Genomic DNA, 24,696 nt, shown 5'->3' with positions numbered 1-24,696 from the left:
CTGCGTTATCGGGTTGGGGATAAAACGGTCCGGCATTATTCTGCAAATGCGAATCTGTCGCAATATTTTTATTATTTGCTCATGGATCTGTGGTTCCGCATACAAGTTGTGGCCTATTCCCCCTGCGGCTGGCGGTAGTAGACGCAGATGCGCCTGCCGCCGATTTCATGCACCTCGATGGGTAATTCATACAGTTCGCTGAGCACCTCGGCCCGCACCAGCTCGGACGGCGCGCCCTGGCAGGCGATGCGGCCCGCCCGCATGGCGACGATGCGGTCGGCGTAGGTGGAGGCGAAGTTGATGTCGTGCAGCACCAGCACCACGGTCTTGCCCAGTTCGTCGGCCGCCCGGCGCAAGGTGCCCATCATGGCGACGGCATGCTTCATGTCCAGGCTGTTGAGCGGCTCGTCCAGCAGGACGTAGCGCGTGTCCTGGCACAGCACCATGGCGACGAAGGCGCGCTGGCGCTGGCCGCCGGACATTTCGTCCAGGTAGCGCCCGGCCAGCGGCTCCAGGTTCAGGTAGGCGATGGCCCGGTCGATGTGTTCCTTGTCGGCCAGCGTCAGGCGCCCGCCGCTGTGCGGATAGCGGCCGAACGCCACCAGGTCCCTCACCGTCAGCCGCAGCGGCAGATGGTTGTCCTGGCGCAGGATGGACAGGCGGCGGGCCAGTTCACGGCTGTCGGCGCGGGTCACGTCCAGGCCATCGACCGACACCGAGCCCGCGGACATCGGCAGCAGCCGGCTGACCATGGAAAGCAGCGTCGACTTGCCGGCCCCGTTGGGGCCGATGATGGCGGTCACGCCGCCGGCCGGCAGCGACAGGGACACGCCGTCGACCACCACGCTGTCGCCGTAATGCTTGCTGACTTGCTGGATCTCTATCATCGGCGCCCCCTGCGCAGGATCAGGACGAGGAACATCACGCCGCCCACGAATTCAATGACCACGCTGACCGTGGTGTTCAACTTCAGCACGCGCTCGAGCAGCGTCTGGCCGCCGACCAGGAAAATCACGCTCAGCAGCGTCGCGGCGGGAATGGTATGGCGGTGCCGGTCCGAGCCCATGGCCTGGTAGGCCAGGTTGCTGACCAGCAGCCCGAAGAAGGTCACCGGGCCGACCAGCGCGGTGGACACCGACACCAGCACGGCGATGGCCGCCAGCGTCTGCAGCAGCGTGCGGCGGTAGTCCACGCCCAGGTTGACGGCGATCTCGCGGCCCAGCGCCAGCACGTCGTAGCGGCGCCGCATGCGCCAGACCAGCAGCGAGGCGGCGCACACGGCGGCCAGCGCGATCGGCAGCAGGCCCACGCGCACGCTGTTGAAGCTGGCGAACATGCGGTCCTGCAGCACCAGGAATTCGTTGGGGTCGATCAGCCGCACCACGAAACTGGACAGGCTGCGAAACAGCAGCCCGAAGATGATGCCCACCAGCATCATCAGGTGCAGGCTGCGCACGCCGTCGGCGAACAGCCAGCGAAACAGCAGGCAGGCGAACGCCGTCATCGCGCCCACCTCCAGCAGGAAGGCGGCCACGGGATGCTCGATGCTGGCTGCCGCCTGCCCGAAGCCGAACACCACCACCGCCTGGATCAGCAGGTACAGGGCGTCGAAGCCCATGATGGCCGGCGTCAGGATGCGGTTGTGCGTGATGGTCTGGAACAGCACTGACGACAGCGCCACGGCATAGGCCACCAGCAGCATGGCCGCCAGCTTGGCCCCGCGAAACGGAATCACGAACGACCACTGCCCGTTGGCGCCCAGGGTCATGAAGGCGGCCACGCAGGCCAGCGCGGCGATGCCGAGCAGGCCCAGCCGCCAGGTTTGCGCGCGCATCGCCGGCGCCCGGATGACGGTCTCAGCCAAGGCGGTTCCTCCGCACGCGCAGCAGGCCGAGGAACAGGATGCTGCCCAGCACCCCGACCACCGTGCCGATGGGAATCTCGTACGGGTGGATCACCAGCCGGCCGATGATGTCGCAGGCCAGCACGAAGATGCCGCCCAGCGCGGCCACCCACGGAATGGAGCGGCGCATGTTGTCACCCAGCAGCAGGCTGACGGCGTTGGGCACGATCAGGCCCAGAAAGGGAATGGCGCCGGCCGTCACCACCACCACGGCGGAAATCGCCGACACGATGAGCAGGCCCGCCAGCGTCAGGCGCGCGTGGTTCAGGCCCAGGTTCGAGGCGAACTCGCGGCCCATGCCGGCCACCGTGTAGCGGTCGGCCGCCGCATAGGCGGCGCCGGCCAGCGCGAAGCCTATCCACAGCAGCTCGTAGCGCCCGCGCAGCACGCCGGAGAAATCGCCGGTGGTCCAGGCATGCAGCGATTGCAGCAGGTCGTAGCGGTAGGCGACGAAGGTGGTCGCCGCCTGGATCACGCCGCCCAGGATCAGCCCGATCAGCGGCACGATGAACGGCGTGCGCAGCGGCACGCGGCGCAGCAGCGCCAGGAACAGCAGGGTTCCGGCCAGGGCGAAGCCCGTGGCCGTGAGCATCTTGCCGATCACCGGCGTGTCCGGCGCCAGCAGCGTGATGACCAGTATCCCCAGCGTGGCGGATTCGACGGTGCCGGCGGTCGAAGGTTCGACATAGCGGTTGCGCACCAGCATCTGCATAATCAGGCCGGCCACCGCCAGCGACATGCCGGCCAGCAGCAGCGCCAGCGTGCGCGGCACCCGGCTGACCAGCAACAGGCGCCAGGCGCGCTGGGCGTCGTCATCGCTCCATAACGCGCCCCAGGACCACTGGCCCGCGCCCAGGCTGATGCTGGCCGCGCACAGCAGCAACAGCAACGCCATCACCGCCGCCAGACCGCCCCAACCGCGCATCGACCGCCGCCAACCCACCTGCCCGACTCCTGCTCCCGACATGCGGCGCTACTTGGCCGCCGCCAGCGCGCCCGCGATTTCGTCGACGCTCTGCTGCATGGCCGTCAGGCCGGCGCTGCCCATCAGATACCAGTTGTAGCCGTTCAGGTACACCACGCGCTTGTGCTTCCAGGCCTTGGTCTGGCGCACCAGCTCGTTGTCCAGCATGCGCTGGGCCGACACGCCTTCGCGGCCGATGGCGGCGTCGCGGTCGATCACGAACAGCCAGTCCGGATCGGTCTGCGCGATGAACTCGAAGGAAATGGCCTGGCCGTGGTTGGACACGCTCAGGCCGGTGGTGGCCGGCTTGATGCCGAAGGCGTCGTGGATCACGCCGAAGCGCGAGCCGGGGCCGTAGGCGCTCATCTTGCCGCCCGTGGTCAGCACGATCAGCGCCGTGCCCGCGCCGCCGGCCCGCTCGCGCAGGGCCGAGATCGACGCGTTCAAGGCGTCGAGCTTGCCGCGCGCGACGTCCTCCTTGCCGTAGATGGCCGCCAGCGTGTGCGTGTTGCGCGTGATGCTGCCGACCAAATCCTTGGCGTCGACGGTCAGGTCGACGGTGGGCGCCAGCCTGGCCAGTTCGTCGTACTTGGGCGCGGAGCGGCCCGCCACGAAGATCACCTGCGGCGCGGCCGCGTGGATCACCTCGTAGTTGGGCTCGAACATCGTGCCTACCTTGAGGTAGCGTTTGTCGGCGTACTGCGCGAGCTGCGGCGGCAGCTTGGCCACGCTGGGCAGGCCCGCGACTTCCACGCCCAGCGCGTTCAGGGTGTCCAGCACCGCCAGGTCCATCACCACCGTCTTGGACGGATTGGCCGGCACCGCGGTCTCGCCGCGCGCGTGCTTGACCGGCACCGTGGCCTGCGCCGCGCACACGGCGGCCGTGGCGCCCAGCGCCAGCGCGGTTGCGGCGCGGGCCAGCCAGTGGCGGGCGCGGCCCGTTCGTATCTGCTTTTTCATGCGTACCTCTTCATGTGGCGGGCGCCACGCGCCCTGCTGTCTCAGAACTTCACGCCCATGCCCAGCCAGTAGCGGCGGCCGTCCTCGACATAGCCGTAGTCGTCGTAGGCGACCTGCTTGTCGAACAGGTTGTAGATGCCGGCGTACACCGACACGGTCTTGTTGAGCTGGTAGGAACCGCCCAGGTCCACGAAGGTGTAGGACGGCGCCACCAGCGACGACGAGGACGGGCCGGTGATGGGCTGGCTTTCCTTGCCGCGGTAGTTCAGCCGCGCCCAGGCCTGCAGCGCGTCCGACGGCTGCCAGTTCACCGTGGTGGTGAACAGGTGCTTGGGCAGCTGGTTCAGCGGCTGGCCCTGGTACTGGCCCGACTTCTGCTCCGACTTGGTGTAGGTGTAGCTGCTGGTCATCGACCAGGCCTGCGACAGCGCGAACTGCATGCTGGCTTCCACGCCGCGCGAGTTGGCCTTGTCCACGTTCATGTAGGTGGTGGGGTCCGAGCCGAACTGGTTGGGACCGTCGGTGCACTGGGTGGCCGGGCACGCGACGCGGGTGATCTTGTCCTTGAAGTCGTTGTTGAACAGCGTCAGGCCGGCGTTGAAGCCTTCGCCGTCGTCATACAGGATGCCGATTTCCTCGGTCACCGACTTCTCCGGCGTCAGGTCCGGATTGCCGTACATATTGCCGCCGCGGCTGACCTGGCCCCAGCCGGCCACCGTCTGGCGCAGGTCGGGCGCGCGGAAACCCGTGGACACGCCGCCCTTGAGGGTCCAGCGCTCGGCCATGTGCCAGACGCCGTACAGGCGCGGGCTGAAGTGCGTGCCGAAGTTCTCGTCCTCGTCCATGCGCAGGCCGGTGGTCAGGGCGAAGCGCTCGGTCAGGCGCCATTCGTCCTCGGCGAACAAGGCCCACTGGTAGCGCTCGACCTTGCTCGGCCCGCCGGCCAGCTGGTTGCCGGTCTGGTCGTTCAGGCGCTGGTTCAGGTAGCTGCCGCCCAGGGTCAGCATGTGCGAGCCCAGCGGCAGCGTCCAGCTGGTCTGCAGGTCCAGGTTCTTGATCTTCATCTGGCGCGAGCGGTTGTCGAACTCTTCCTGCCGCACATAGCTGTCGGACACGCCCCAGCCCCAGCGCCCGGTGTGCGACAGCGCCCACTTGTTGCTGCGGTAATCGGTCTCGGACGACGCCGGGCAGCCATTGCGCGAGCACGCCTCGCCCGGCGCCAGCGGCGCGACGGTCTTGCCCAGCGTTTCCTGCAGCTTCTGCCGCATGGTGGTCGCTTCCAGCACGATGTCGTGGTCGCGGTTGGGCGTGAGCGCCAGCTTGGCGGTCACGCTCTCGGCGTTGCGCTTGCGAAAGCCGTCGACGATGTCGTCCTCGTCGCGCTGCGTGGCCTGGCCGTAGATCTGCAGGCCCAGCAGGTCGGTCTTGATCGGGCCGGCCAGGTAGAAGTTGCCCTGGTAGATGTCGCCCGACTTGCTGCTTTCCTGGATCGTGGTGTCCAGGCGGATCTCGCCGCCCCAGGCTTCGGGCACTTTGCGGGTGATGATGTTGATCACCCCGCCCATGGCGTCCGAGCCGTACAGCGAGGACATGGGGCCGCGCACGACCTCGATGCGCTCGATGGCCGACAGCGGCGGCGTCCAGCCGCCCTCCACGCCCGTCGAATCCGAGTTGGTGCGGGTCTCGCGAGAGTTCTGGCGCTTGCCGTCGATCAGGATCAGCGTGTACTTCGGGCCCATGCCGCGCAGGCTGATGTCCTGGCGGTCGCCGCCGCCGGTGACGATGACGCCGGGCACTTCGACCAGCGCGTCGTTCAGGTCGCGGTAGAACTTCTTGTCCAGGTCCTCGCGGGTGATGACGCTGATCGAAGCCGGCGCGTCCTGGATCTGCTGCTCGTAGCCCGAGGCGGTGACCACCACCGTGTCCAGCGTCTTGGCGGTTTCATCGCTCTGCGCCCATGCCGGCGCCGCCCCGAAACCCGCGGCGCACAGGGCCGCCGCCAGCCGTGTGCGCGAGCCCGTTGCGCGCCTGGCGCCGGCCAGTTCTTTGCTGCTCATGATCTTCGATTTCTCCCGTCCCGGGCGCCGCGCCACCCCGCGTGCCGCGTCCCGCCCGCTTCCAATTTATGAATGAAAACTATTCTCATATTAGAATTGGAGCTGGCGGACAGCGGCAACACGCTTTCCGCAACTTTTATCTTCTTTGCACTTCTTGACGCATGCCTTTTTTCCATACCCCGGCGCCGCGCCGCATCCTGCTGATCGACGACGACGTCGAACTGGCGCAGATGCTGCGCGAATACCTGGAATCCGCTCATTGCCGGCTCACCCTCGCGCACACGGGCGCGCACGGGCTGGACCTGCTGGCGCAGGACGATTTCGACCTGGTGCTGCTGGACCTGATGCTGCCCGACGGCAACGGCCTGGACCTGCTCAAGCAATACCGGCAGCGCTCGCGCCGCCCGGTCATCATGTTCACCGCCCACGGCGGCGAAACCGATCGCGTGCTGGGCCTGGAGTTCGGCGCCGACGACTACCTGGCCAAACCCTTCAGCCCGCGCGAGCTCAAGGCCCGCATCACGGCGGTGCAGCGGCGTTTCGACGAACTGCCGCAGGCCCCGTCCGCCCCCCTGGCGCTGGGCGACCTGTCGCTGGACCCGGCCAGCGGGCTCGCGCGGCTGGGCGACGAAGCAATCGCGCTGACCGGCGCCGAGCAGCGCATCCTGGAGATCCTGATGCGCACGCCCGGGCAGGTGGTCGCGCGCGAGCAGATCGGCCAGTACGCGCTGGGCCGCAAGCCCGACCGCTACGACCGCAGCATCGACACCCACATCAGCGCGCTGCGCAGGAAGCTGAGCCTGGACAACGGCGCGGCCGCGCTCTCCATCCGCAATCTGCGCGGCCTGGGCTACGTGCTCACCGGCGGCGCCTGATGGCCTGGCTGCCCGCCCGCTCGCTGTTCTGGCGCGCCTTCCTGACTTTCTGGAGCGCCATGGCCATCATCATGGTCTGCGCCATGATGCTCACGGCCGCGGTGGCCTGGTACCGCTTCAACTCGCTGGACGGCCTGAATCCCGCCAGCCTCACGCACGACGCCGAGCAGATCGCGCGCCTTCAGGGCAAGCAAGGCCTCAAGCGCTGGGTGCAGGCCATGGACCAGCGCTACACCGCCCTCAAGATCTACATCGTGGACGCGCGCGACGCCGACATCCTGGGCCGCCGCCTGCCCGCCCGCGTGCACGACTGGCTGGGCGCGTACCGCGCGGCGCCCGAGCGTGCGCAGGTGGACTACCCGCCGCCCGATCCGGCCAGCGAGCGGGTGTCCTGGTGGGACCCGCAGCTGCTGACGCTGCCGGACGGCTCGCGGCTGCTGATGCGCTTCCTGCCCTTCGATTCCTCGCGCTGGGAAGTGCTGGCGCTGTCGCCGGTGGCGCTGGCGCTGCTGTTGTTCGCGCTGGCCGTGACCGCGCCGTTGTGCTGGGCCCTGACCCGCCACGTCGCCGCGCCGCTGGCGCAGCTGCGCCAGGCCACGCAGTCGCTGTCGGCCGGCCGGCTCGACGCCCACACGCCCGCCAGGCTGGCGCGCCGCCGCGACGAACTGGGCCTGCTCGCGCGCGACTTCAACGCCATGGCGGATCGCCTGAAGGCGCTGGTCGATACCCGCGAACAACTGCTGCACAACATCGCCCACGAACTGCGCTCGCCGCTGGCGCGGCTGCGGCTGGCGGCCGAGCTGGCTCGCCGCAAGGACGAACGCCAGGACCTGCAGCTCGACCGCATCGAACACGAGTGCGAGCGGCTGGACGCGCTGATCGGCAACACGCTGCGGCTGGCGCGGCTGGGCGCCCTGCCCGCGCCGTCCGACACGGTGGATCTTGCCGAAATCGTGTCCGGCGTCGTCGAGGACGCGCGCTACGAGGCCGGCGGCCGCCAGGTCGGCATCGTCTGGGACGGGCATCCGCCGGTCGCGCTCATCGGCGAGCGCTGCAGCCTGGCCAGCGCCATCGAGAACGTGCTGCGCAACGCCCTGCGCTTCGCCCCCGCGCACAGCGCCATACGCGTGCGGCTGCAGGCCGGCGCGCGCGAGGCCTGCCTGGAGATCGAGGACCGGGGGCCGGGCGTGGCGCCCGAGGAACTGGAGTCGCTGTTCGAGCCCTTCTATCGCACGCCTTCGGGCGCGCGCAAGCCGGGCAGCGGCGCCGGCCTGGGGCTGTCCATCGCGCAGGCCGCGATCGCCGCGCACCGGGGCCGCATATCGGCTCGCAATCTTTCGCCGCGGGGGTTGAGCGTGCGCATGGAACTGCCGCTGCCGCCGGCCTGAAGCCGCCGCTCAGTCGGCGTCGGCCAGGATGGCGGCGGGCAGCCGCGGCAGCACCCGCAAGGCGTTGGCGGTGGTGGCGTGCGCCACCTGGGCCGTGGTCAGCCCGCGCAGTTCCGCCAGGACCTGCGCGATGCGCGCCAGCTCCGCCGGCCGGTTGCGGCGCTGGGGCGGATGCAGCCAGGCCGGCGGGATGTCCGGCGCGTCGGTTTCCAGCACCAGGTGCGCCAGATCGACCTCGACGGCGTGGCGGCGGATCTGCAGCGCGCGCTCATAGGTCATGGCCCCGCCCAGCCCCAGCGCGAATCCCTGGTCGATAAAAGCCTGCGCCTGCTGGGCGCTGCCGTTGAAAGCGTGGGCGATGCCGCCGATGCGCGGATGGCGGCGCAGGTACTTCAGCAGGATGTCCTGCGACTTGCGCACGTGCAGCAGCACCGGCAGGCCGAATTCGGCCGCCATCGCCAGCTGCGCCGCGTAAAAGCGCTCCTGGCGCGCGCGCGGTTCGCCGCTGGCGATCTCGGGCACGAAGAAATCCAGGCCGATCTCGCCGATGGCGACGAAGCGCGGGTCACCCAGCGACTGCTTGACGGCCGCGCGCAGCGCGTCCAGGTCGGCGTCGTCGGCGCGCTGCACATAGAGGGGATGGATGCCCAGCGCGTAGGCGCCGCCCGCCGTCCGGCCGGCCAGTTCGCGCACCACCGGGAAATTGGCGCGTTCGATCGCCGGGATCACGATGGACTGGACCCCGGCTTCGCGGGCCTCGTCGGCGACCTGCTCGCGGTCGGCGTCGAACTCCGCGGCGTCCAGGTGGCAATGGGTGTCGATCAGCATGGGCGCGGCCTCCTTGCGCCGATTATCCGCCCGTCCCGCTCAACCCGAAACCAGGCGGCCGTTTTCCATGAGAAGCTGGCGGTCGGCGCGGGCGGCCAGTTCCGGATCGTGCGTGACGATGGCGAACGCCGTGCCCGATTCCCGATTCACCCGGGTCAGCAGCTCGAACATATTGTGCGCGGTGTGGCGGTCCAGGTTGCCGGTGGGCTCGTCGGCCAGCACGCAGACCGGCCGGGTCACCAGCGCGCGCGCCAGCGCCACGCGCTGGCGTTCGCCGCCGGACAACTGCCCCGGGAAATGCCCTTCGCGCGCGGCCAGGCCCACCAGGCCCAGCACTTCGCGCGCCGCCTCGCGCGCCCGCTCGCGGTTTTCGCGGCGCACGATCAGCGGCATCGCCACGTTGTCCAGCGCCGAGAATTCCGGCAGCAGGTGGTGGAACTGGTAGACGAAGCCCAGGCTGCGGTTGCGCACCGCGCTCTTGCGGCTCTCGGACAGCCCGATGGCGAGCTGGCCGTCGACCGACACCGAGCCGCTGGTCGGCACGTCCAGCAGGCCCAGGATGTGCAGCAGCGTGCTCTTGCCCGAGCCCGAGGCGCCGACGATGGCGACCATCTCGCCGCGCGCCACCGACAGGCTGACGTTGCTCAGCACCTCGATGCGCGCCGGGCCTTCGTCGTAGATCTTGACGATGTTCTCGGCCTGCAGCGCCGGGGTCGTGTTCTCGGTCCGGATATCAGTCATGGCGCAGCACCTGGGCGGGTTGCAGGCGCGAGGCGCGCCAGCTGGGATACAGGGTCGCCAGCAGCGACAGCACCAGGGAGGTCACGCCTATGGTCACGATGTCGCCCACCTGCGGGTCCGAGGGCAAGGCGCTGATGAAATAGATCTCGCGCGGCAGGAAATGCACGCCCAGCAGGCGCTCGATGAAAGGCACGATCACGTCGACGTTATAGGCGATGACGATGCCGCCTGCCACGCCCAGCAGCGTGCCGATCACGCCGATCAGCGCCCCCTGCACCAGGAAGATGCGGGCGATCTCGCGCGGCCCGGCGCCCAGCGTGCGCAGGATGGCGATGTCGGACTGCTTGTCCTTCACGGCCATGACCAGCGAAGACAGCAGGTTGAACGCGGCCACCGCCACGATCAGCGCCAGGATCAGGAACATCATGCGCTTTTCGGTCTTGACGGCGGCGAACCAGGTGCGGTTGTTGCGCGACCAGTCGCTAGCCATCACGTAGGGCGGCAGCACCTTCTGCAGCTCGGCCGCCACTTCCGGCGCGCGCTGCATGTCGGCCACGCGCAGGCGCACGCCGGCCGTGCCGCTTTCGCGGAACACGCGGGCGGCGTCCTCGTCGTCGACGAAGGCCAGCGAGGAATCGTATTCGTAATGGCCCGAAGAGAACACGCCGACCACGGTGAACTGCCGCATGCGCGGCGTGAAACCCGCCGGGCTGATCGACCCCTGCGGCGCCATCATCAGCAGCGTGTCGCCCAGCTTCACGCCCATGCCGTCGGCCAGTTCATTGCCCAGCACCACGCCGAAGCTGCCCGGCTTCAAGTCGGTAAGCCTGCCCGACACCATCTGCCTGGGCAGGTCCGAGACCTTGCCCTCGGCCTGCGGATCGATGCCGCGCACCTGCACGCCGCGCAAGGCCTGCCCGCGCACCAGCATGCCCTGCGCCGCGACGAACGGCGCGCCGGCCTTGACCTCGCTGTTCTTCTCGGCCGCCGAGGCGAACTGCTGCCATTGCTCCAGCACCCGCTCCGGCACCGCGCCGGGTATATAGAGTTCGATGTGCGGCAGCACCGACAGCATGCGGTCGCGCACTTCCTTCTGGAAACCGTTCATGACCGAAAGCACCACGATCAGGGCGGCGACGCCCAGCGCGATGCCGGCCATGGAACTGGCGGCGATGAATGAAATGAAGCGATCGCGGCGGCCGCGTCGCTGGCGGATTCGGGCCAGCCCGGCGTAGCGGGCGCCTATCCAGAGTTCGTAAGGTATTTTCAGCACGTGCGCATTATGGCATTAACGGGGCGAGGCGCCGTCGCGCGAAACGGGTTGTATCCGTTCCGGTCCCGGGCATGGCCTTACAATCCCCCACACCATGCTGATTGTTCTACCGGGCGCCCTGCCCGCCTTATCCGTGGCCGGCGAGCTGGCCAAGCTGTTGCCCGAACGCGCGCCCACCCTGCACGCCTGGCTGCAGGCCGGCAGCGCCCGGCCCCAGGCCTACGACGTGCGCGCCCACGGCTGCACCGCGTTCGAGTCCTGGCGGCTGGCCCGCGCCGGCTACACGCCCGAGGCCGGCCTGCTGCAAAGCGCCGGCCTGGGCCCGCTGCTGGCCGGCGGCCAGGCGCAAGGCGGCGAACCCGTCTGGCTGGCCGAGCTGGTCCATCTGGCCCTGGGCACCGACCAGGCCACCCTGCTGGACCCCGGCCTGATGGACCTGCGCGCCGAGGAAACCGCCGCCCTGCTGGAGACGGCCCGCCCGCTCTTCCAGGACACGGGCTTCACGGTCGAAGCGCTTGCGCCCGAGCGCTGGCGCCTGCGCCTGCCCGGCGATCTGCGTCCCCAGACCGCCAGCCCGCTGGCGGTGGCCGGGCAGCGCCTGAACGACTGGTGGCGCCAGGACGCGCAGACCCGTCCCTGGCGCCGGCTGCTCAATGAAATACAGATGGCCTGGCACGATCACCCGGTCAACGATGCGCGCGCGGCCCGCGGCCTGCCGCCGGTCAACGGGCTCTGGCTGTACGGCGGCGGATCGCCCTGGACGGCCGCGGCGCCCGGCGCCGAACGCGTATACACCGAGCTGGACGCCGCGCAGCGCGGCGGCGACTGGGCCGCCTGGCTCGACGCCCTGGCGGCGCTGGACGCGCGGCATCTGCGTCCGCTGGCCGGCAAGCACGGCCTGCCCGACCAGCCCGCCGAACTGCTGCTGCTGGGCGATGACCGCCAGGTCACCCTTACCCTGAAACCGCGCGGGGGCCTGCTCGGCTTGCTGCCCGCGCCCAAGAAAAACTGGAGCGCCTGGTGGTCACACCCCGCCTGACTGTCCGCCCGTCCGACCTGGACGCCTGCCGCGTCCTCGAAGCCTCGGGCATCCATCCGCTGCTGGCCCGCCTGTGGGCCGCGCGCGGCGTCACCCATCCCGACCAGACCCGGCTGGCCTGGCCTTCGCTACTGCCGCCGGCCGGCCTGACCCATTCGGCCCACGCGGCCGGCGTGCTGGCCGACGCGATCCAGGCCGGCAAGAAGCTGCTGATCGTGGCCGACTACGACTGCGACGGCGCCACCGCCTGCGCGGTCGGCCTGCGCGCCCTGTCGGCCATGGGCGCCGACGTGGACTTCCTGGTTCCGAACCGCTTCGAGACCGGCTACGGCCTGTCGCCGGCCGTGGTGGAACTGGCCTGCCGCCACCGCGCCGGCAAGCCCGACATCATCATCACCGTGGACAACGGCATCGCCAGCGTGGACGGCGTGGCCGCGGCCAACGCCGCCGGCATCGGCGTGGTCATCACCGACCACCACCTGCCCGGCGACACCCTGCCGCAGGCCCTGGCCATCGTGAACCCCAACCAGCCCGGCTGCGGCTTTCCGTCCAAGAACCTGGCCGGCGTGGGCGTGATCTTCTACATGATGCTGGCGCTGCGCGCCGAGCTGCGCCGCCGCGGCGTGTACGCGCCCGACGGCGGCCCGCGCCTGGACGCGCTGTCCGACCTGGTGGCGCTGGGCACGGTGGCCGACGTGGTCAAGCTCGACGCCAACAACCGCCTGCTGGTCACCCAGGGCCTGCAGCGCATGCGCGCCGGACGCCTGCAACCCGGGCTGCGCGCGCTGTTCGCCGTGGCCGGGCGCGAGCCGCGCAGCGCCAACGGCTTCGACCTGGGCTTCGCGCTCGGGCCGCGCATCAACGCCGCCGGCCGGCTGGCCGACATGAGCCTGGGCATCGCCTGCCTGACCACCGACGACGAGGCCCAGGCGCTGGAGATGGCGCGCGAGCTGGACAACATCAACCGCGAACGCCGCACGATCGAGGCCGAGATGCGCGAACAGGCGCTGGCCGCCATGGAAGCGCCCGAGGCGGCCGCCGGCGCCACCGTCTGCGTGTTCGACCCGGGCTGGCACCAGGGCGTCGTGGGCCTGGTGGCCTCGCGCCTGAAGGAAAAATTCTGGCGCCCCACCCTGGCCTTCGCGCCGGCCGGCGACGACGAGATCCGCGGCTCCGGCCGCTCGATCCCGGACGTGCACCTGCGCGACGCGCTCGACCTGGTGTCCAAGCGCCACCCCGACCTGATCCGCAAATTCGGCGGCCACGCCATGGCGGCCGGCCTGACCCTGGCCAAATCCGACTTCGCCGCCTTCGCCCCGGCCTTCGACGCCGCGGTGCGCGAACTCACCGGCCGCGACACGTTCGAACCCGTGATCGAAACCGACGGCTCCCTGGAATCGGGCTACGCCAACGCCGACGTGGCCGGCATGCTGCAGCAGCAGGTCTGGGGCGCGGGCTTCGCCGCCCCCCTGTTCCTGGATGAGTTCGTGGTGCGCAACCAGCGCCTGGTCGGCGAGAAACACCTCAAGCTGTCGCTGGAACGCGGCCACCAGCGCTTCGACGCCATCTGGTTCGGCCACGACCAGTCCCTGCCCGAACGCATCCAGGCCGCCTACCGCCTGGAACAGAATGTCTGGAATGGGATGGTGTCGGTGCAGCTGGTCATCGAACACGCTGGGTAGAGGCCCACCCCCGAAGCGCCTGCGGCGCTTCCCCCTCAAGGGGGCGCCACTGCGGACCGGCGAAGCCGGCTCCGCGTGGCCCGGCTCTGCGGGATCGGCATCCACACTCACCCTACCTGTTCACCAGCCTCGCCGGCTGCGCCAGGGCCACCAACGCCCCCACCACCAGGCAGCCCGACAGCATATAAAGCCCGGTGTTGGTGGTCCCGGTCAGGTCCTTCAGCCACCCCACCAGATAAGGGCTGACGAAGCCGGCCAGATTGCCCACCGAGTTGATCAGCGCAATCCCGGCCGCCGCCGCGGTGCCGCCCAGCAAGGCGGTGGGCAGGCTCCAGAACAGCGGTAGCACGGTGCAGATGCCGATGTTCGCCACGGTCAGGGCCACGATGGCCAGGGCCGTGTTGCCGCTCCACAGCGCCGATAGCAGCAGGCCGACCGCGCCGAACAGCGCCGGCAGCGCGACGTGCCAGCGGCGTTCGCGGTGGCGGTCGGAGTTGCGCGAGATCAGGATCATGCCGATCACGGCGAACAGGTTGGGCACCGCCGTCAGCAGGCCGATCGCCAGCGGGCTCTGCACGCCGCTGCTCTTGATCAGCGTGGGCATCCAGAAGCCGACGCCGTACAGCCCCATGACGAAGGAAAAATAGATCAGCGCCATGGCCCAGACGCGCGGCCGGGTGAGCGCGGCGCGGATCGGCGGGTCCTCTTTCTGCTGTTCCTCGGCGGCGATGTTGCGGATCAGCACGGCCTTTTCGCTGGCGGTCAGCCACTTGGCGCGGTTGATGCGGTCGTCCAGGTAGATCAGCACCAGCACGCCGATCACGACCGAGGGTATGCCTTCCAGCAGGAACAGCCATTGCCAGCCCGACAGGCCGTGGTCGCCGTGGAAGGTGCTCATGATCCAGCCCGAGATCGGGCCGCCGGTCAGCCCGGACATGGGCACCGCGGTCATGAAGAAGGTGGTGATGCGTCCGCGGCGCGCCGCCGGATACCAGTAGGTCAGGTACAGGATGATGCCGGGAAAGAAACCGGCCTCGGCCGCGCCCAGCAGGAAGCGCAGCGCGTAGAACATGTGCACGCTGGTCACGAACATCATGCAGGCCGAGATGATGCCCCAGGTGATCATGATCCGCGCGATCCAGACGCGCGCGCCCACCTTGTGCAGGATGATGTTGCTGGGAATCTCGAACAGGAAGTAGCCGATGAAGAAAATGCCCGCGCCCAGCCCGTACACCGTCTCGCTGAATTGCAGCTCCTGCAGCATCTGCAGCTTGGCGAATCCCACGTTGACCCGGTCCAGGTAGGCCACCACATAGCAGACCACCAGCAGCGGCACCAGCCGCCAGCCGACCTTGCGGTAAATCCTGTCCTCCTCCGTCGCCGGGATCGCCGGCGAGACCCCGGGGGCCATCGCATTTTCCATCTTTGTCTCCATTCCTCTGACGGGATGGGCCGACTTCCGGTCGGCCGCTACCCGCAGCCTAGAGCCGCAGAGTTGACAAAAAACTGAACAACTTTGGACGGCCGGAAATCGCCGGCCACGGATCCGTCCCCCACCCCGCCGAGATCGCCCCACGCGGCGCTGCCAAGCGCGCTAAAATGCCAGGTTTCGCACAAAAGTCATCAAGACAGGATCAATCATGGAAGCCGAACGTCAGAACCAGCTCGCAGCCCGCCTCGCCGACTACGCGGAGCGCGAACAGGCTCTACGGAGGTATCTTTGACTACGATGCCAAATCCGAACGCCTGCAAGTCGTAAACGCCGAGCTCGAAGACCCGGCGGTCTGGAATGACCCCAAGCACGCCCAGGACCTGGGCCGCGAGAAGAAATCCCTCGAAGACGTGGTCGAGACGCTGACGGCGCTGGGCTCCGGCCTGGCGGACTCGAACGAGCTGTTCGAGCTGGCCGCCGCCGATGACGACGACGCCACGCTGGAATCCATCGAGCAGGACGCCGACGCCTTCCAGGAAAAGCTGGAAGCGCTGGAATTCCGCCGCATGTTCTCCAACCCGGCCGACCCGCTGAACTGCTTCCTGGACATCCAGGCCGGCGCCGGCGGCACGGAAGCGCAGGACTGGGCCTCCATGCTGCTGCGCCAGTACCTCAAATACGCCGAACGCAAGGGCTTCAAGGCCGAGGTGCTGGAAGAATCCGAAGGCGAAGTCGCCGGCATCAAGTCCGCCACCATCAAGCTCGAAGGCGAGTACGCCTTCGGCTACCTGCGCACCGAAACCGGCGTGCACCGCCTGGTGCGCAAGAGCCCGTTCGACTCCTCGGGCGGACGCCACACCTCGTTCGCCAGCGTGTTCGTCTATCCCGAGGTCGACGATTCCTTCGAAGTCGAAGTGAACCCCGCCGACCTGCGCGTGGACACCTACCGCGCCAGCGGCGCGGGCGGCCAGCACATCAACAAGACCGACTCGGCGGTGCGCCTGACCCACATGCCCACCGGCATCGTGGTGCAGTGCCAGAACGACCGTTCCCAGCACCGCAACCGCGCCGAAGCCATGCAGATGCTGAAGTCCAAGCTCTACGAGCTGGAAATGCGCAACCGCATGGCCGAACAGCAGAAGCTGGAAGACTCCAAGACCGACGTGGGCTGGGGCCACCAGATCCGCTCGTACGTGCTGGACCAGAGCCGCATCAAGGACCTGCGCACCAACGTCGAAATCTCCAACACCCAGAAGGTGCTGGACGGCGACCTGGACCCGTTCATCCAGGCCAGCCTGAAGCAAGGCATCTGAGTTTCGCGACACTCCCTTCCACCGCTTCCCGAGGTTCACGAATGTCCGACACCATCGCAATCCTGACCGGCGCTTCGCGCGGCATCGGCGCCGCCATGGCGCGCGGCCTGGCCCGCCCGGGCACGCGCCTGATCACGCTGGCGCGCCGCGAAGATCCCGAACTGGCCGAGTACGCGCGCGCCCAGGGCGCGCAGCTCGAACAGCTCTCCGTGGACCTCTCCGACCTGGCCGCGGCGGGCGCGGCGGCCGAGCGCATCTGCGCCTCGCTGCCGCGCGACGCCAGGCGCTACCTGCTGATCAATAACGCGGGCACGGTGCACCCCATCGCCGCCACCGGCACGCTGACCGACGGCGCGGCCATCGCGGCCGCCTTCAACCTGAACGTCTCGGCCGTGATGCTGCTGACGGCGCGCTTCCTGGCCGCCGTCGAGGGCCTCGACGCCGACCGCCGGGTGCTCAACATCTCCTCCGGCGCGGGCCGCAACCCCAACGCCGGCTGGGGCGTGTACTGCGCCACCAAGGCCGCGCTCGACATGTACACGCGCGTGGTCAAGGCCGAGCAGGGCGAAGGCGGCGCGCGCATCGTGGCGCTGGCCCCCGGCATCGTCGACACCGACATGCAGGTCGCCATCCGCTCCAGCGATCCGGAAGACTTCCCCGCCCTGGCCAAGTTCCAGGACTTCCACGCCAGCGGCAAGCTGTCCTCGCCCGCCAACGTGGCCACCCGCATCCTCGCCTACCTGGATCGCTCGGATTTCGGCACGACCGAGATCGACGACATCCGCAATTACGACTGATTTCCCTACCATGACCGACCAATCGACCGCCGCGGCGCCCGCCCAGGATGAAAACCGCTTGATCGCCGAACGGCGCGCCAAGCTGTCCAAACTGCGCGAAGCCGGGGTCGCGTATCCCAACGACTTCGTTCCCGACGCCCGCGCCGCCGCGCTGCACGACAAATACGACGGCCAGGAGCAGGAAGCCCTGGCCGCCAACCCCGTGGCCGTCAAGGTCGCCGGCCGCATGATGCTCAAGCGCGTGATGGGCAAGGCCAGCTTCGCCACGCTGCAGGACAGCACCGGCCGCATCCAGATCTACCTGGACCGCGGCACGCTGGGCGAAGACAGCTACGCCGCGTTCAAGCAATGGGACATCGGCGACATCATCGCGGTCGAAGGGTCGGTCTTCAAGACCAACAAGGGCGAACTGTCGGTGCACGCCGCCAGCGCGCGCCTGCTGTCGAAGTCGCTGCGCCCGCTGCCCGACAAGTTCCACGGCGTGGCCGACCAGGAGCTGCGCTACCGCCAGCGCTACGTCGACCTCATCATGACCGACGCCACGCGCCGCACGTTCGAGGCGCGCAGCAAGGCCATCGGCAGCATCCGCCAGTTCATGCTGAACGCGGGCTTTCTCGAAGTGGAAACCCCGATGCTGCACCCGATCCCGGGCGGCGCGGCGGCCAAGCCCTTCGTCACGCACCACAATGCGCTGGACATGGAAATGTTCCTGCGCATCGCGCCCGAGCTCTACCTCAAGCGCCTGATCGTGGGCGGCTTCGAGCGCGTGTTCGAAGTCAACCGCAACTTCCGCAACGAGGGCGTGAGCCCGCGCCACAACCCCGAATTCACGATGATGGAGTTCTACGCGGCCTTTGCGGACTACCGCTGGCTGATGGACTTCACCGAGGAACTGATCCGCCAGGCCGCCATCTCGGCCACCGGCAGCGCGGTGCTGACCTACCAGGAGCGCGAGCTGGACCTGGGCAAGCCGTTCGACCGCCTGACCATCTGCGAAGCCATCCTCAAGTACGCCCCGGGCTACACCCAGGCGCAGCTGGACGACGCGGCCTTCGTGCGCACCGAGCTCAAGAAGCTGGGCGCCGACGCCGACGGCCCGGTGCTGGCGCGCGCCGGCCTGGGCGCGCTGCAGCTGGCGCTGTTCGAGGAAACCGCCGAAGCCAAGCTCTGGAACCCCACCTACATCATCGACTACCCGGTGGAAGTCTCGCCGCTGGCGCGCGCCTCCGATACCCGCGAAGGCATCACCGAGCGCTTCGAGCTCTTCATGACCGGCCGCGAAATCGCCAACGGCTTCTCCGAGCTGAACGACCCCGAGGACCAGGCCGAGCGCTTCCGCGCCCAGGTCGAGGCCAAGGACGCGGGCGACGAGGAAGCCATGTACTACGACGCCGACTACATCCGCGCGCTGGAATACGGCATGCCCCCCACGGGCGGCTGCGGCATCGGCATCGACCGCCTGGTGATGCTGCTGACCGACAGCCCCAGCATCCGCGACGTCATCCTCTTCCCGCACCTGCGCCGTGAAGACTGACGGGCGCACGGCGTCATGATCTTCAAGATCCTGATGCTGCTGCTGGTCGTGGCGGGGCTGATCTACTGGATCAAACAGCCCCGCGGCGTCCAGCCGGTCGCCTACGCGCCGGCGCGCCAGCGCCGGCCGGCCTTCATCGCGCTGTGCATCGCCGCCGCCATCGCGGCGATCGCGGCGCTGCTGACCGCGGTGCTGTGGATGGGCAGCGTGGCCGGCGGCGTCACCGGCGGCGGCTACCGCGGCGAGGCGGATTTCCTGCTGCCGGTCTCCGGCGTGCTGCTGGCCCTGTCCGTGGCCTGCGCGGTCGGCGCCTTCTTCAAGCGGCGCGGCTGATTTCCCTGTTCATAACGGCCATCTGCCGGCGCCCGCCGGCAGCGCCGGCAGCGAAGCCTGCAGCATGGCGTCGATGAATTCCGCCGGCTGCAAGCGCCCGCCCGGCTTGTACCACTGCACCGTCAGGTTCATGGCGCCCAGCACGCAACGCTTGATGATGCGCGCATCGCCTTGCAGCAGGCCCGCGTCCACCGCCCCGGCCACCACGTCCTGCCACATCTGCTCGTAGCGGTCGCTCAGCGACTTGACCGCGTCGCGGCTGGGCGGCGACAGGCTGCGCCACTCGTAGACCAGCGCGTTCATGGCGTCGCCGCCGGCGCCGTGCAGCATGCTCCACATATGCACCCGGAACAGCGCGGCCAGCCGGTCGGCGGGCTCGTCGTAGCGCGCCAGCGCCTGCCCGCCGCCGTCTATCACTTCCTGGATGCCATTGTTCATCACCGCCACCAGGATTTCCTCCTTGCTGCGGAAATGATGGAACAGGCTGCCCGACTGCAGGCCCACCGCGCGCGCCAGTTCGCGCACCGTGGTGCGCTCGTAGCCGTGGCGGCAGAACAGCTGCCCCGCCGTCAGGATCACCTCGCGCCGGCGCTCGGACTCCGAACGGTCGTCCCGCGCCGCGCCGCTAGCCGTCTTTTGCATCGCCGCTCACCGCCGCTGCTTCATGCCGCCGTCTCCTCGGCGTAGAGCGCCTCGATCTCGCCCGCATAGCTGCGGTAGATGCTGGCGCGCCTGACCTTCATGGTCGCGGTCACTTCGCCGTCGTCATGGTCCAGCTCCTTGGTCAGCAGATGGAAGCGCTTGATCTGCGCCACCGGCGCAAGCCCGGCGTTGGCCCGCGCCACTTCCTGCTGGATCAGTTCGCGCACCGGCGCGGACTCGGCCAGCGAGCGGAAATGCGTGAACGCGATGCGGCGCGACTCGGCCCATTTTCCAACCGTGTCGAATTCCAGCTGGATCAGCGCCGACACGTACTTGCGGCCGTCGGCGATGACGATGCATTCCTTCACGTACGGGCTGCCCTTGACCGCGTTTTCGATCTCGGAAGGCGTCAGGTTCTTGCCGCCGGCGGTGATCATGATGTCCTTCAGGCGGTCCACGATGCGCACGCGCCCGTCGTCCTCGGCCACCACGTCTCCGGTATGCAGCCAGCCCTCGCGCACGGCGTCGGCGGTCGCGTCCGGATTCTTGTAATAGCCCTGGAACACCATCTCGCCGCGCACCTGCAGTTCGCCGGCCTCGCCCATGCGCCACTCGACGCCCAGTATCGGCTCGCCCACCGTGCCGACCTTGACCCGGTCGGGATGCTGGCCGAAGATCATGCCGGCCGATTCGGTCAGGCCGTAGACCTCCACCAGCGGCACGCCCAGCTTGCGGAAATAGCGCACCACGTCCGGCGGAATCGGCGCGGCGCCCGTCATGGCCACCCGCACCCGGCGCAGCCCGATGAAATTCTGCAAGGCGCGCAGCACCAGCCAGTACCACAGCCAGCGCGTCAGCCGCTCGCCGGCCGTGTACTGCGCCGGCGACTTCTCCAGAAAGGGCTCGCACGCCGCCAGCGCGCGCCGGTACAGCCAGCGCTGCAGCCGCCCGGCTTCCTGCATCTTGATGGAGATGGCGGCGTGCAGCTTTTCCCAGATCCGCGGCACGCCCAGGAAGATGGTCGGCGCGACTTCACGCAGGTCTTCCTGCACGGTGCGGATCGATTCGCCGAAATTGACCTGCGTGCCCAGGTAGATGGGCACGAAGGTCGACAGCATCTGCTCGGCCACGTGGCACAGCGGCAGGTAGGACAGGTGCACGCTGGCCCGGTCCATCGCCAGCCGGTCCGCGATGCCCGGCGCCACCGCGCGCATGTTGCGGTAGCTCAGCATCGCGCCCTTGGGCTTGCCGGTGGAGCCCGAGGTATAGATCATGAGCCCGGTGTCGTCCAGCCGCTGGCCGTCCAGCGCCGAGTCCAGCGCGGCCAGTTCGGCGGCCTCGCGCCGCTGGCCGTCGGCCTCGACCTCGGCGAAGGTCACGATGCGCGCGCGCTCGGCCGGCGCGTAGGAGCGCAGGCCCTTGCTCTCGATCACCACGATGCGGCGCAACAGCGGCAGCCTGTCGGCCACCTGCAGCACCTTGTCGGTCTGCTCCTGGTCCTCGCACACCACCAGTTCCACGTCGGCGTGCTCGAGCACATAGCCCATTTCTTCGGCCGGGCTGGTGGCGTACACCCCCACCGCCACGACGCCGACCGCGCCCGCGCCCATCTGCGCCAGCAGCCACTCTACGCGGTTCTCGGACACGATGGCGACCCGCCCGCCCGGCCCGAGGCCCAGCGCGCGCAGGCCCATCCCGACCCGGCAGGCCCGCTGCCAGTATTGCGACCACGATATCGGCTGCCAGATGCCGAAATCCTTCTGCCGGATGGCGATGGCGCCCGGCTGGCGGCGCGCCTGCTCGCGCAGCATCTGCGGCAGCGTCAGCGCCGGCCATGCCCCGGCCGCGGGAAGATTGCGTTCCTTTTCCGTCATGAGAGCCAGCGCTTGCGGCGCTTGTAGTGCTTGATGTCGCGAAAGCCGCGGGCTTCGCCCCCGCCGCCCACGCCCAGGTAGAACTCGCGCACGTCGGGGTCGGCCGCCAGCTTGTCGGCGCTGCCGTCTATCACCACCTTGCCCGTCTCCATGATGTAGCCGTAGTTCGCCACCGCCAGCGCCACCGAGGCGTTCTGCTCCACCAGCAGCATCGACACGCCCTGCTCGCGGTTGATGCGCGCGATGATGGAGAAGATGTTCTCCACCAGCATCGGCGACAGGCCCAGCGATGGTTCGTCCAGCAGCATCAGCCTGGGCTGCGCGATCAGCGCGCGCCCGATGGCGAGCATCTGCTGCTCGCCGCCCGACAGGTAGCCGGCCAGGCCGCGCCGGCGCTCGAACAGGCGCGGGAAATAGGTGTAGACCAGGTCGAAGTCCGCGCGCGCCCCGGCCCTGCCGGTCAGGGCGTAGGTCGCGGCCACCAGGTTCTCCTCCACCGTCAGGTCCTCGAACACGCGGCGCCCTTCCATCACGTGCGCCAGGCCGGCACGCACCAGGTTCTGGGGCCGCGCGCCGGCCGTGTCGCCGCCGTCGAAGACGATGCGCCCGCGCACCAGCGCGCCGTCCTCCAGGTCCAGCAGGCCGGACACGGCCTTCAGCGTGGTGGACTTGCCGGCGCCGTTGCTGCCCAGCAGCGCCACGATGCTGCCCGCCGGCACCGACAGCGACAGGCCGCGCAGCACCTGCACCGCCTTGTTGTAGACGACCTCGATGTTGTTGATATCGAGCACCGCCGCGTGCGCCGCCCTCACTTCAGCACGATCCAGTCGGAAGCCGGCACCATCTGCTTCTGCTTGACGTCGGCGCGGTAGATGCGGCCCACCGGAATCGAATTGCCCTTGATGGTGATGGGCACGCCGATCAGCCCGCCGGTATCGAAGTCCTTGATGCCGTCGAGCGCCGCCTTCATGTTGGCCCCGGTCAGCTCCTTGCCGGCGTCCAGCGTGCGCTTGGCCACTTCGGTGAACAGCATGGCGGCCAGAAAGCCCTGCATGTAGCCGGTGCTCTGGTACTGCGGACGCATTTCGCGGATCTTCTTCAGCATGGGCGCGTCGCCCTCGGTGTCGTAGTAATAGCGGTACGGCATCACGCCCATGAAGCCCTCGGCGTCCTCGCCCATCTGCATCACGGTGGAGTTGTCCATGGTCCAGAAGGTGCCCATGTAGCGGGTCTTCAGGCCCATGCGCTTGCCCTGCCCCACGAACTCCGGAATCGGCGCCAGCACGTAGCCGTGGAAGATCGTGTAGTCCGGATCGGCGCGGCGCAGCTTGATGACTTCGGTGGACACGTCCACGCTGCCCGGCGGGGTCATGATCTCGGTGGCGACCTTCAGCCCCAGCTTCTCGGCGACCGCGCGCGAGCTGGCTATCGGGTCGCGCCCGAACTCGGTGTCCGAGTACACGAACGCGACCTTCGCGCCCGGCTGTTCCTTGGCGATGTAGCGCAGCAGGATGCCGAACATTTCGGTGTAGTCCGGTCCCAGCATGAATTGCGCCGGATACTTGGCCGGGTCGTTCAGTTCGGTGGCGAAGGAAGCGCCGGTCATCAGGATGTCGCCGCTGCGGTTCAGTTCGGCGTTGATGGTCTTGGAGAACCCGGTGGAATCGCCGTAGTAGAAATTCACCTTGTTCTGGCTGGTGATCTTCTTGAAGGCCGCCACCGAGGCGTCGACCTTGTACGCCGTGTCCTCGGGCACGTAGCGCAGCTTGCGTCCGTTCACCCCGCCCTGGTCGTTGACGATCTTCACGTAGTCGGTGATGCCGGCGTGGATGCCCTGCCCGGCGAAGGCGAAGACCCCGCTCAGCGGGATCGAGCCGCCCAGCACCAGGTCCTCGGCCGCCTGGGCGGCGGGCGCCGCCGCCAGTGCCGCCGCCAGGCCCAGCGGGGCCAGCAACCTGGATAAACCGCTACCGATCCGGATGCGCTTCATGGTGAGTCTCCTGTGGGTCTTGTGGCTGGCCTTCAGGTGCGAAACGGCCAGAGGTGGAAGAAGCGGCGCACTCGCCGCCAGATTTCCGCGAGCCCGTGCGGCTCGAAGATCAGAAAGCCCACGATCAGCAGGCCGAAAACAATGGTGCGCACCGGCGAGATCAGCCGCAGCGCGTCGCCGCCCACCGGCAGCCAGCCGACGACCAGCTTGAGCAGCTCCGGCACCATGGTCATGAAGATCGCGCCCAGGATGGAGCCCAGGATCGAACCCATTCCGCCCACGATGATGGCCGCCAGGAAGAAGATGGACATGATGAGCGGAAAGCTCTCCGGCGTGACCACGCGGAAGAAATACGCCCACAGCCCGCCCGCCACGCCCGCGTAGAACGAGGACAGGCCGAAGGACAGCAGCTTGTAGCGCAGCAGCCGGATGCCCAGCACCTCGGCCGAGATGTCGCGGTCGCGGATGGCGATGAAGGCCCGCCCGATGCGGGTGCGGAACAGATTGGCCGCCCCCAGCACCATCAGCGCCGTCACCGGCACGATCAGCCAATAGATCTTGAACGAGGTGTCCAGGTCCACGCCCAGCAGCCGCGCCGGCGGCACCTGCAGCCCGGTGGTGCCCCCGGTGAACTCCCAGTTGGCGAAAATGAAATGCGCGATGAACGAGGCCGCGATGGTCGAGATCGCCAGGTACAGGCCCTTGACCCGCAGCGACGGGATGCCGACGAACAGGCCGCCCAGCATCGCCACTACGCCGCCGCCCAGCAGGTTCACCAGCACCGGCGTGCCCAGGCGCAGCTCCATCACGGCCACCGTATATGCGCCCAGGCCCATGAACGCGGCCTGCCCCAGGCTGACCAGGCCGGTATAGCCGGTCAGGATGTTCAGGCCCGTGGCGCTGGCGATGTTGATCGCCACCAGGCAGGCCAGGTACAGCCAATAGGCGTCGGCCATGAACGGAAACAGCACCAGCGCGGCGGCCAGCAGCGCCAGCCAGGTCCGCTGCGTGGCGGTATCGAACAGCGCTTCGTCGGCAAGATAGGTCTCTTTGGCAGTCGCGATGCGCATC

The 24,696-nt window shown here is 68.7% G+C and carries 22 protein-coding genes; 8 read left to right on the top strand and 14 right to left on the bottom strand.

Translation table 11 applies throughout. From position 1 onward, the window contains the following. Positions 1-113 precede the first annotated feature (113 nt). Genes A6B37_RS02860 through A6B37_RS02840 form a run of 5 tightly spaced genes read right to left on the bottom strand, consistent with a single transcriptional unit; the run spans position 114 to position 5,884 of the window. On the bottom strand, positions 114-887 hold the full coding sequence (locus tag A6B37_RS02860; RefSeq protein ID WP_111824833.1) for an ABC transporter ATP-binding protein: 774 nt from the start codon (positions 885-887) through the stop codon (positions 114-116). Continuing rightward, positions 884-1,864, bottom strand: a complete 981-nt coding sequence (locus A6B37_RS02855) for an iron chelate uptake ABC transporter family permease subunit (RefSeq protein WP_210405772.1) — start codon at positions 1,862-1,864, stop codon at positions 884-886. Before A6B37_RS02855 ends, A6B37_RS02860 begins: the two co-directional genes overlap by 4 nt. Then, on the bottom strand, positions 1,857-2,828 hold the full coding sequence (locus tag A6B37_RS02850) for an iron chelate uptake ABC transporter family permease subunit (protein WP_111824832.1): 972 nt from the start codon (positions 2,826-2,828) through the stop codon (positions 1,857-1,859). The genes A6B37_RS02855 and A6B37_RS02850 overlap by 8 nt, the downstream gene beginning before the upstream one ends. Before the next feature lie 48 nt (positions 2,829-2,876). After that, entirely contained in the window at positions 2,877-3,827 is a 951-nt protein-coding gene (locus A6B37_RS02845; RefSeq protein ID WP_111824831.1) for a siderophore ABC transporter substrate-binding protein, read from the bottom strand. A gap of 41 nt (positions 3,828-3,868) precedes the next feature. Beyond that, on the bottom strand, positions 3,869-5,884 hold the full coding sequence (locus tag A6B37_RS02840; protein WP_111824830.1) for a ligand-gated channel protein: 2,016 nt from the start codon (positions 5,882-5,884) through the stop codon (positions 3,869-3,871). 161 nt (positions 5,885-6,045) lie between these two features. On the opposite strand from A6B37_RS02840, the gene A6B37_RS02835 reads away from it, so the two are divergent. Both A6B37_RS02835 and A6B37_RS02830 read left to right on the top strand, forming a co-directional pair. Continuing rightward, positions 6,046-6,759 (top strand): response regulator transcription factor, encoded by a 714-nt coding sequence (locus A6B37_RS02835; RefSeq protein ID WP_102772064.1) that lies wholly within the window; start codon positions 6,046-6,048, stop codon positions 6,757-6,759. Next, positions 6,759-8,147, top strand: a complete 1,389-nt coding sequence (locus A6B37_RS02830) for an ATP-binding protein (protein ID WP_111824829.1) — start codon at positions 6,759-6,761, stop codon at positions 8,145-8,147. The genes A6B37_RS02835 and A6B37_RS02830 overlap by 1 nt, the downstream gene beginning before the upstream one ends. A gap of 9 nt (positions 8,148-8,156) precedes the next feature. Here A6B37_RS02830 and A6B37_RS02825 read toward each other — a convergent pair whose 3' ends face one another. Genes A6B37_RS02825 through A6B37_RS02815 form a run of 3 tightly spaced genes read right to left on the bottom strand, consistent with a single transcriptional unit; the run spans position 8,157 to position 10,941 of the window. Beyond that, on the bottom strand, positions 8,157-8,975 hold the full coding sequence (locus tag A6B37_RS02825) for a TatD family hydrolase (protein WP_111824828.1): 819 nt from the start codon (positions 8,973-8,975) through the stop codon (positions 8,157-8,159). A gap of 39 nt (positions 8,976-9,014) precedes the next feature. Then, on the bottom strand, positions 9,015-9,716 hold the full coding sequence (locus tag A6B37_RS02820) for an ABC transporter ATP-binding protein (protein WP_102772067.1): 702 nt from the start codon (positions 9,714-9,716) through the stop codon (positions 9,015-9,017). After that, positions 9,709-10,941, bottom strand: coding sequence for a lipoprotein-releasing ABC transporter permease subunit (locus A6B37_RS02815; RefSeq protein WP_246842419.1), 1,233 nt, complete (start codon positions 10,939-10,941; stop codon positions 9,709-9,711). Before A6B37_RS02815 ends, A6B37_RS02820 begins: the two co-directional genes overlap by 8 nt. A gap of 142 nt (positions 10,942-11,083) precedes the next feature. On the opposite strand from A6B37_RS02815, the gene A6B37_RS02810 reads away from it, so the two are divergent. Beyond that, positions 11,084-12,028 carry a hypothetical protein gene (locus A6B37_RS02810; RefSeq protein WP_111824827.1) on the top strand — a complete coding sequence of 315 codons (945 nt, stop codon included), beginning with the start codon at positions 11,084-11,086 and terminating at the stop codon, positions 12,026-12,028. Continuing rightward, entirely contained in the window at positions 12,010-13,710 is a 1,701-nt protein-coding gene (gene recJ, locus A6B37_RS02805; protein WP_102772070.1) for a single-stranded-DNA-specific exonuclease RecJ, read from the top strand. The genes A6B37_RS02810 and recJ overlap by 19 nt, the downstream gene beginning before the upstream one ends. A 112-nt stretch (positions 13,711-13,822) precedes the next feature. Here the strand turns inward: recJ and A6B37_RS02800 are convergent, their stop codons facing one another. Continuing rightward, the gene (locus A6B37_RS02800; RefSeq protein WP_210405771.1) at positions 13,823-15,145 is read right to left on the bottom strand and encodes an MFS transporter; all 1,323 of its coding nucleotides are present in this window, start codon (positions 15,143-15,145) and stop codon (positions 13,823-13,825) included. Positions 15,146-15,350: 205 nt separating this feature from the next. Here A6B37_RS02800 and prfB point away from each other — a divergent pair. From prfB to A6B37_RS02780, 4 genes are all read left to right on the top strand, one after another. Then, positions 15,351-16,455 (top strand): peptide chain release factor 2 gene (gene prfB / locus A6B37_RS02795; protein WP_102772071.1). Its coding sequence is split into 2 segments (ribosomal slippage): positions 15,351-15,431 and positions 15,433-16,455, totalling 1,104 coding nucleotides; the frame shifts between segments, so codons are not numbered across the junction. Between the two features lie 41 nt (positions 16,456-16,496). Beyond that, the gene (locus A6B37_RS02790) at positions 16,497-17,252 is read left to right on the top strand and encodes an SDR family oxidoreductase (RefSeq protein WP_102772072.1); all 756 of its coding nucleotides are present in this window, start codon (positions 16,497-16,499) and stop codon (positions 17,250-17,252) included. A 10-nt stretch (positions 17,253-17,262) separates the two neighbouring features. Continuing rightward, positions 17,263-18,786, top strand: coding sequence for a lysine--tRNA ligase (gene lysS / locus A6B37_RS02785; protein WP_111824825.1), 1,524 nt, complete (start codon positions 17,263-17,265; stop codon positions 18,784-18,786). A gap of 15 nt (positions 18,787-18,801) precedes the next feature. After that, positions 18,802-19,119 carry a preprotein translocase subunit TatB gene (locus A6B37_RS02780; RefSeq protein WP_111824824.1) on the top strand — a complete coding sequence of 106 codons (318 nt, stop codon included), beginning with the start codon at positions 18,802-18,804 and terminating at the stop codon, positions 19,117-19,119. Positions 19,120-19,128: 9 nt separating this feature from the next. Here the strand turns inward: A6B37_RS02780 and A6B37_RS02775 are convergent, their stop codons facing one another. Genes A6B37_RS02775 through A6B37_RS02755 form a run of 5 tightly spaced genes read right to left on the bottom strand, consistent with a single transcriptional unit; the run spans position 19,129 to position 24,695 of the window. Then, positions 19,129-19,761, bottom strand: coding sequence for a TetR/AcrR family transcriptional regulator (locus tag A6B37_RS02775; protein ID WP_102772075.1), 633 nt, complete (start codon positions 19,759-19,761; stop codon positions 19,129-19,131). A 20-nt stretch (positions 19,762-19,781) separates the two neighbouring features. Then, positions 19,782-21,635, bottom strand: coding sequence for an AMP-binding protein (locus A6B37_RS02770; RefSeq protein WP_111824823.1), 1,854 nt, complete (start codon positions 21,633-21,635; stop codon positions 19,782-19,784). After that, a complete protein-coding gene (locus tag A6B37_RS02765; RefSeq protein WP_168202147.1) occupies positions 21,632-22,426 on the bottom strand; it encodes an ABC transporter ATP-binding protein in 795 nt (264 codons plus the stop codon). The genes A6B37_RS02770 and A6B37_RS02765 overlap by 4 nt, the downstream gene beginning before the upstream one ends. A 17-nt stretch (positions 22,427-22,443) precedes the next feature. Next, the gene (locus A6B37_RS02760; protein WP_102772078.1) at positions 22,444-23,625 is read right to left on the bottom strand and encodes an ABC transporter substrate-binding protein; all 1,182 of its coding nucleotides are present in this window, start codon (positions 23,623-23,625) and stop codon (positions 22,444-22,446) included. 32 nt (positions 23,626-23,657) lie between these two features. After that, on the bottom strand, positions 23,658-24,695 hold the full coding sequence (locus A6B37_RS02755; RefSeq protein WP_111824822.1) for a branched-chain amino acid ABC transporter permease: 1,038 nt from the start codon (positions 24,693-24,695) through the stop codon (positions 23,658-23,660). Position 24,696: the final 1 nt, after the last annotated feature.

Source organism: Achromobacter sp. HZ01 (assembly GCF_003267925.1).
In the GTDB taxonomy this organism is placed as follows: domain Bacteria; phylum Pseudomonadota; class Gammaproteobacteria; order Burkholderiales; family Burkholderiaceae_B; genus Achromobacter; species Achromobacter pulmonis_A.
The sequence above is the reverse complement of the archived record's forward strand: the minus strand, read 5'-3'. Positions and strand labels throughout refer to the sequence as shown.